This is a genomic window from Aeromonas sp. PrichA-15 (assembly GCF_017939245.1).
Taxonomy (GTDB): Bacteria; Pseudomonadota; Gammaproteobacteria; order Enterobacterales; family Aeromonadaceae; genus Aeromonas; species Aeromonas caviae.
Genome location: NZ_JAGKRH010000002.1, coordinates 21,666 through 27,757, shown reverse-complemented (window position 1 = coordinate 27,757; position 6,092 = coordinate 21,666). Strand labels below are relative to the sequence as shown.

5 protein-coding genes are annotated in these 6,092 nt (G+C 62.7%); 2 read left to right on the top strand and 3 right to left on the bottom strand.

Translation table 11 applies throughout. The features are described 5' to 3' along the window. Window positions 1-66: 66 nt before the first annotated feature. Window positions 67-600: a transposase gene (locus J9889_RS00725; protein WP_349237002.1), complete on the top strand. Its 534-nt coding sequence runs from the start codon at window positions 67-69 to the stop codon at window positions 598-600. 45 nt (window positions 601-645) lie between these two features. Here J9889_RS00725 and J9889_RS00720 read toward each other — a convergent pair whose 3' ends face one another. Further along, window positions 646-3,063, bottom strand: coding sequence for a VolA/Pla-1 family phospholipase (locus tag J9889_RS00720; RefSeq protein ID WP_210555816.1), 2,418 nt, complete (start codon window positions 3,061-3,063; stop codon window positions 646-648). 301 nt (window positions 3,064-3,364) lie between these two features. On the opposite strand from J9889_RS00720, the gene J9889_RS00715 reads away from it, so the two are divergent. Then, the gene (locus tag J9889_RS00715) at window positions 3,365-3,622 is read left to right on the top strand and encodes an accessory factor UbiK family protein (protein WP_010672374.1); all 258 of its coding nucleotides are present in this window, start codon (window positions 3,365-3,367) and stop codon (window positions 3,620-3,622) included. A gap of 139 nt (window positions 3,623-3,761) precedes the next feature. On the opposite strand, the gene fre is transcribed toward J9889_RS00715, so the two are convergent. Together fre and ubiD are read right to left on the bottom strand one after the other, a co-directional pair. Continuing rightward, on the bottom strand, window positions 3,762-4,460 hold the full coding sequence (gene fre, locus J9889_RS00710) for an NAD(P)H-flavin reductase (protein WP_010672373.1): 699 nt from the start codon (window positions 4,458-4,460) through the stop codon (window positions 3,762-3,764). A gap of 155 nt (window positions 4,461-4,615) precedes the next feature. Then, the gene (gene ubiD / locus J9889_RS00705) at window positions 4,616-6,085 is read right to left on the bottom strand and encodes a 4-hydroxy-3-polyprenylbenzoate decarboxylase (RefSeq protein WP_010672372.1); all 1,470 of its coding nucleotides are present in this window, start codon (window positions 6,083-6,085) and stop codon (window positions 4,616-4,618) included. Window positions 6,086-6,092 lie beyond the last annotated feature (7 nt).

Genomic DNA, 6,092 nt, shown 5'->3' with positions numbered 1-6,092 from the left:
GTGTGCTAACGCCAGGAATCGCATGCGTTTCCTGGCGTTGGTTTCTGCCTTGGCGAGGGCCAAGAAATCGATTGGATCGGACATACTGAGTACAGTGAAACCAGAATAGAGCAATTAGATCACATCTTTAATCTGATTGGTATTACCTCCCTGCCCGTGGCGCGATTCAGCGCAGCTCAGGTGGCGACCCTGTACCACGAGCGCTGGGAAATCGAGCTGGGATACCGGGATATCAAAAGCGCGATGCAGCACAACGCCATCACGCTGAGAAGCAAGAAAGTGGACTTGGTCTATCAGGAGCTGTGGGGATTGCTGCTTGGATACAATCTGGTCAGGCGGGAGGCCAGCCAGGCCGCCGTAGCCCATCAGCGAGCGCCCAATGAGGTGAGCTTTAAGTTTGCCTGTCATTTCATCGCGAACCAGATGGCAGTGATGGCGGGCGCGTTATCGCCAGCCCATACGCCACGGAGGTTGGCGGAGTTGCGGGGCTGCATAGGCGTCATGTTCATAGAAAAACGCCCCAGGCCATCGAGACCCAGGGCGGTGAAGATATCAAAGACCCGTTTTCCGGTAAATCGCAATGCGGCTCCGCTTAAGTGAACAGCATTGCGCCCCAAGGGGCGGCGTTTTTATTGGTCGGCCGGCTTACTGCTTGAGCAGGCTGCCGTCGGTCACCTTGACCGCGGTACCGCCGCTTGCGAAGAAGCTGCCGAACTGGGTCTGCATCTCGGTGGTGACGGCGCCGGTCGGATCGAAGTTCTCGTCAGGTGCCAGCAGCGAGCTGTGCCCCCCGGCCACGAAGCGGGCCGCTCTGTGGTTGGCGGCGCCGGTGGCGGTCAGCGGTTGCAGGGCCAGGACCTTGAACAGCGGCTCGGTGCCACCTAGGGGGGCGGTGGCGATGCTGTTCGGGATCACCCGATCCGACAGGCTCAGGGCGCCGTCGCCGACGATTTCGGTGGCAAACAGCGGGAAGTCCGCCGCGATACCGCTCCCCAGGTTGATGGGGTCTGCCGAATCCAGCACCGACTGCGCCGCGAAGCTGTAGCTCTGCAGGGTGCTGGCCGCCGTGGCCTGGGTGGCCGCATCCTGGCTCGGCAGGAACTCGTTGACGAAGCAGGTCGGCACCGCCGTCTTGCAGTTCGGGGCATAGGCGGTGAAGGCTGCCTTCAGGGCCGCACTGCCAGCGGTCAGCACGCTCATCTGGATGGTCGGGCCGAAGGTCGGCGAGTTCAGCAACAGCGGCGCTATGCCGCCACCCGGCATGGCCAGGCCGCCAGTGTCGAACTTGAACAGGGCGTCTGCCGTCGGGTTGCCAACAGACTGGTTGGCCACCGCCAGCAGGTTGGCCCCCGCGATGGCACCCAGAGAGTGACCCAGGAAGTGTACCTTGAGGCTGCCTGCGGTGCCGATGGCGCCCTTGGCATTGGCCAGCCCCACTGCCAGACGCAGGCCCAGCAGATCCGCCACGCTCTGTTTCAGGTTGTCGCGGGCCACGGTCAGGTAGCTCAGGTTCAGGTAGGGGGTCGGGTTGTCGGAGGTGGTCACCGAGTCCATGCTGCCGGTCAGGGCGAAGCCGCGTTCACCGTGCAACGGATGATCGATCACCACCACGGCCACGTTCTTGCTCGCCCGGGCACCGGCACCAATCTGGCCAAGGGCCAGGGCGTAGGCGTTCTCCTTCACGGAGGTGACGCCGTGCTGATAGATGATCACGTCGGTGATGTTCGCCAGCGGTGCGGCGGCGAAGATCCGCATCGGGACGGACTGCACCTCTTCCAGTGCCGGCAGCGGGTTGAAGCGCCCGATATTCATCTCGGGATCCAGCGCCTTGCCGCCGGAGGTGAGGGTCACCCCGATCAACTTGCTCGCCTCCGCCAGCAGCTCGGCCTGACGGCTCGGATCGGCGATGAGTTCGCCCAGCAGGGCCGGATCCACACCCGCCCCCACCAGGCCGCCGATCACTTCGGCATCCTGGGCCTTCAGGGCGTTCGCGATGGCGTAGAGGCTGGGGATGGCACCGTGCCAGGACTGGGTCTTCGCCTTGTCCCAGGAGCCGGCGGTGGTCGGGGAGGAGAGGAAGTAGGGCAGCTTGACGGTGCCGCTGTAGACGGTGGTGCCCAAGGCCAGATTGTGGAGTGGAGTGCCGTCACCAAAAGCGGCGGCAATCGCATCCTTCTGCTCCTGGGGCAGGAAGTTCTCGGCGTCCAGCTGGGTCAGGAAGGGGCTGCCGCCGCTCACCGACAGGGTATAGGTGCCAGGCAGGCTGGTATTGCCCAGGGCGTCCTGCTTCCACAGGGCGGCAGCGTCCAGGGTCGGGCTCTTGAGCACGGATGCGGCCGCCCCTTTCACCGCCACCAGCACGTCGGCGCCGGACTGGGTACCGAACCAGTCGGAGAAGATCACGTGGTCGCTAGTGATGCCGGTGGCAGCCTTGAACAGCCCTTCCTGCAGCGCAATCAGGCCGCTGATGGTCTGCTCCTGGGCGTTGCTGCCGGTGCTGGTCTTGTAGTTGCTGTAGTCGCTACCCGGTCGCAGGGGGGCACCCGTGCTGTCTTTGAGGGTATCGGTCGCCACTATCATGTAGTAGGAAGAGGGGTTGAGCGGCTTGAGCGGCACCAGATTCAGCTTGCCGGTCGTCTCGGCCACCACGAAGTCCACCCCGTAGGTCAGCACCTTTTTCACGCCGCTCGGACGCAGGGCCGCACTGTCAAACTCCAGCTCCATCAGGTAGAGGGGGGCCACGGAGGCTGCGAATTCAGCAGCGGCCGGCGCCTTGACCTGGATGCCGGAGGCCGTCACCGGCACTATCTGGATCGCCTGGGTAGTCGACCAGCCATCCAAGGTGGAGAGGGCGGACACCGGGTTGGAGAGATCCGCCGTTTCCGTGGAGAATTTCAGGGTACCGTCGGTCGCACGGGCTGCCAGGGCGCTGGGTCGGACTGCATTGGAGCCGCTCAGCAGATAATCGAGATAGCTTGAGGTATCGCCTGTGTTGTCGTCACTGCCACCACAACCGCTCAGCAGCGCACTGACGACGGCCGCGTAAATTAGCTTTTTCTTCATATCCTTATCTCTTTTATGTTGTTATCCATGATGAGCCTGACGGGGTAGGGTTCAAACCCGACCGAATCATATTAACAGCAACGCAACAATTAATAAGCCTCTGGTCAGTCATCTGATCTGATTTTTTTGTGTACACCATCAAGGAATTGGAATTGATTCCCGGTGTCACAGGGTAGCAGCCAGGGTACATCAACCAGACCCGACCAGAGCCCGATGGGATCCATGGCGCAAAAAGCCGCCCCGATCTCGGCAAAGGGGACGATTTGTCGGTAGAATGGCGCCATTGCTTAAGGAGACCCCCATGATCGACCCGAAAAAACTGGAAGAGATCGCCAAACAGATACACAACGCCCTGCCCCCCGGCATTCGCAGCATGGGTGAAGAGGTGGAGAAAAAGACCCGTCAGGTCTTGCAGGCTCAGCTCAACAAGCTGGATCTGGTGAGCCGCGAGGAGTTCGACGTGCAGACCAAGGTGCTGCTGCGCACCCGGGAGAAGCTGACCGCCCTCGAGGCCAAGCTGGCCCAGCTCGAGCAGCAGCTCGCTGCCAAGGGCGAATGATCCGGCGTGACCCGCCGTAGATAGCACAAACCCCAGCCAGGCTGGGGTTTGTCGTTTTTATGGGGACAACGAGTTTCTCATCCCCCCTTCTCTCGCAAGACGATAAGGGGGCAGATCGACGCTCTGCGGTTGGCCGTGGTCAGATAAACTCGTAGGCATCGCCGAAGATGCGCTCGGGCTCGGCGCCCAGCACCTTGAACTCTTCCCGCGCGGCACCGGCCATCTCGAAGCGGCCCGCCACATAGATGTCGTAGTCATGCAGGCTGACGAAGTCATCCATGATGGCCTTGTGCACCAGCCCGGTCCTGCCGGTCCAGTCGCTCTCGGGCTCCTGCACCACGGGAATGAAGGTCAGCGGCGCGTAGTCGCGCTCCCACTGCTGCATCTGCTCCAGCTCGTAGAGCCAGTGCGCCTGGCGTACGCCCCAGTAGAGGAACACCGGACGCTTGCTGCCGCTGCCGATCAGGTATTCCAGGATGGCGCGGGCATAGGAGAAGCCGGTGCCTCCCGCCATCAGGATCAGCGGTCGGGGGGATTCGTCGCGCAGGAACGCCTTGCCGGCGGCCAACTCGACCTCGATCTCTCCCTGCTCGCGCATGCGGGCCAGCACCTGACCGGCATAGGCATTCTCGGGAGTGGCACCGATCTGCAGCTCCAGCACGCCGGAGCGGGTCGGCGAGTTGGCGATGGAGAAGGGGCGCTTGTCCGAATCGCTCATCACCACCAGCAGATACTGGCCCGGCTTGAAGCTCACCTCCTGCTGCGGCGCCAGCGCCACGTGCCAGATGGTGTCGACATATTCGCGCAGTTCCTCTACGCGGCACTTGATACGTTGCATTCTTGTCCTTGTGAGGGGCCTGCCCGGCCCGCTTCGCTCATGGTTTCACTGTTTTTATGGCGACCAGTTGGTGGTCAGGTCCGTCGAGCATACCCAATTCGGCACGGCAATACCGCACTTTTGCGTCACAATGGCCGCGCCGCATCGGAGATCCCTCAGTCGAGGATCTTCAGCTCGTCCCAGATGGCATCGATCTTCTGCTTTACCGCCTCGTCCTGGACGATGGGCTGACCCCACTCCCGGTTGCTCTCCCCAGGCCACTTGTTGGTGGCATCCAGCCCCATCTTGGAGCCGAGCCCGGAGACCGGCGAGGCGAAGTCCAGGTAGTCGATGGGGGTGTGCTCGATCAGGGTGGTGTCCCGAGCCGGGTCCATCCGGGTGGTGATGGCCCAGATCACGTCCTTCCAGTCGCGGGCGTTGATGTCGTCATCGCAGACGATCACGAACTTGGTGTACATGAACTGGCGCAGGAAGGACCAGACTCCCAGCATCACCCGCTTGGCGTGGCCAGGGTAACGCTTCTTGATGGTCACCACCGCCATCCGGTAGGAGCACCCCTCCGGCGGCAGGTAGAAATCCACTATCTCGGGAAACTGCTTCTGCAACAGCGGCACGAACACCTCGTTGAGCGCCACCCCGAGCACCGCCGGCTCATCGGGCGGACGGCCGGTGTAGGTGCTGTGGTAGATGGCATCCCGGCGCATGGTCATGTGGGTGATGGTGAAGACCGGGAACTCGTCCACTTCGTTGTAGTAGCCGGTGTGATCGCCGTAAGGCCCTTCGGGGGCCATCTCCCCCGGCTCCAGATAGCCTTCCAGCACGATCTCGGCGCTGGCGGGCACTTCCAGATCGCAGCTCAGCGCCTTCACCACCTCGGTACGGCTGCCCCGCAGCAGACCGGCAAAGGCGTATTCGGAGAGGCTGTCCGGCACCGGCGTCACCGCGCCCAGGATGGTCGCCGGATCGGCGCCCAGCGCCACCGCCACCGGGAAGCGTTCGCCCGGGTGGGCCTCCTGCCACTCGCGAAAATCGATGGCGCCGCCCCGGTGATCCAGCCAGCGCATGATCAGCTTGTTCTTGCCGATCTTTTGCTGGCGATAGATGCCGAGATTCTGCCGCTTCTTGTAGGGACCGCGGGTGATGGTCAGCCCCCAGGTGACCAGGGGCGCCACATCCCCGGGCCAGCAGTGCTGGATGGGGATCTGATCCAGATCCACCGCGTCCCCTTCCAGCACCACCTGCTGACAGGGGGCCGAAGAGAGCCGCTTGGTCGGCATGTTGAGCACCTGCTTGAAGATGGGCAGCTTCTCCATCAGCTCCTTGAGCCCGCGAGGCGGCTCCGGCTCTTTCAGGTAGGAGAGCCAGGTCCCCACCTGGCGCAGGGCGCTGACGTTGGGCTGGCCCATGCCCATGGCAACCCGGTCCGGCGTGCCGAACAGGTTGGTCAACACCGGCATGGTGTAGCCCTTGGGATTCTCAAACAGCAGAGCCGGGCCCCCCGCACGCAGGGTACGGTCGCTGATCTCGGTCATCTCCAGATAGGGGTCTATCTCGCGACTGATGCGCCTGAGCTGTCCGTTTTGTTCCAACTGCGCGATAAAATCACGCAAGTCCTTGTATTTCATGCAAGTA

Coding starts and splice junctions, on each gene's coding strand:
- fre (WP_010672373.1), bottom strand. CDS start 4,460: ATGCAACGTATCAAGTGCCGCGTAGAGGAACTGCGCGAATATGTCGAC.
- J9889_RS00715 (WP_010672374.1), top strand. CDS start 3,365: ATGATCGACCCGAAAAAACTGGAAGAGATCGCCAAACAGATACACAAC.
- ubiD (WP_010672372.1), bottom strand. CDS start 6,085: ATGAAATACAAGGACTTGCGTGATTTTATCGCGCAGTTGGAACAAAAC.
- J9889_RS00720 (WP_210555816.1), bottom strand. CDS start 3,063: ATGAAGAAAAAGCTAATTTACGCGGCCGTCGTCAGTGCGCTGCTGAGC.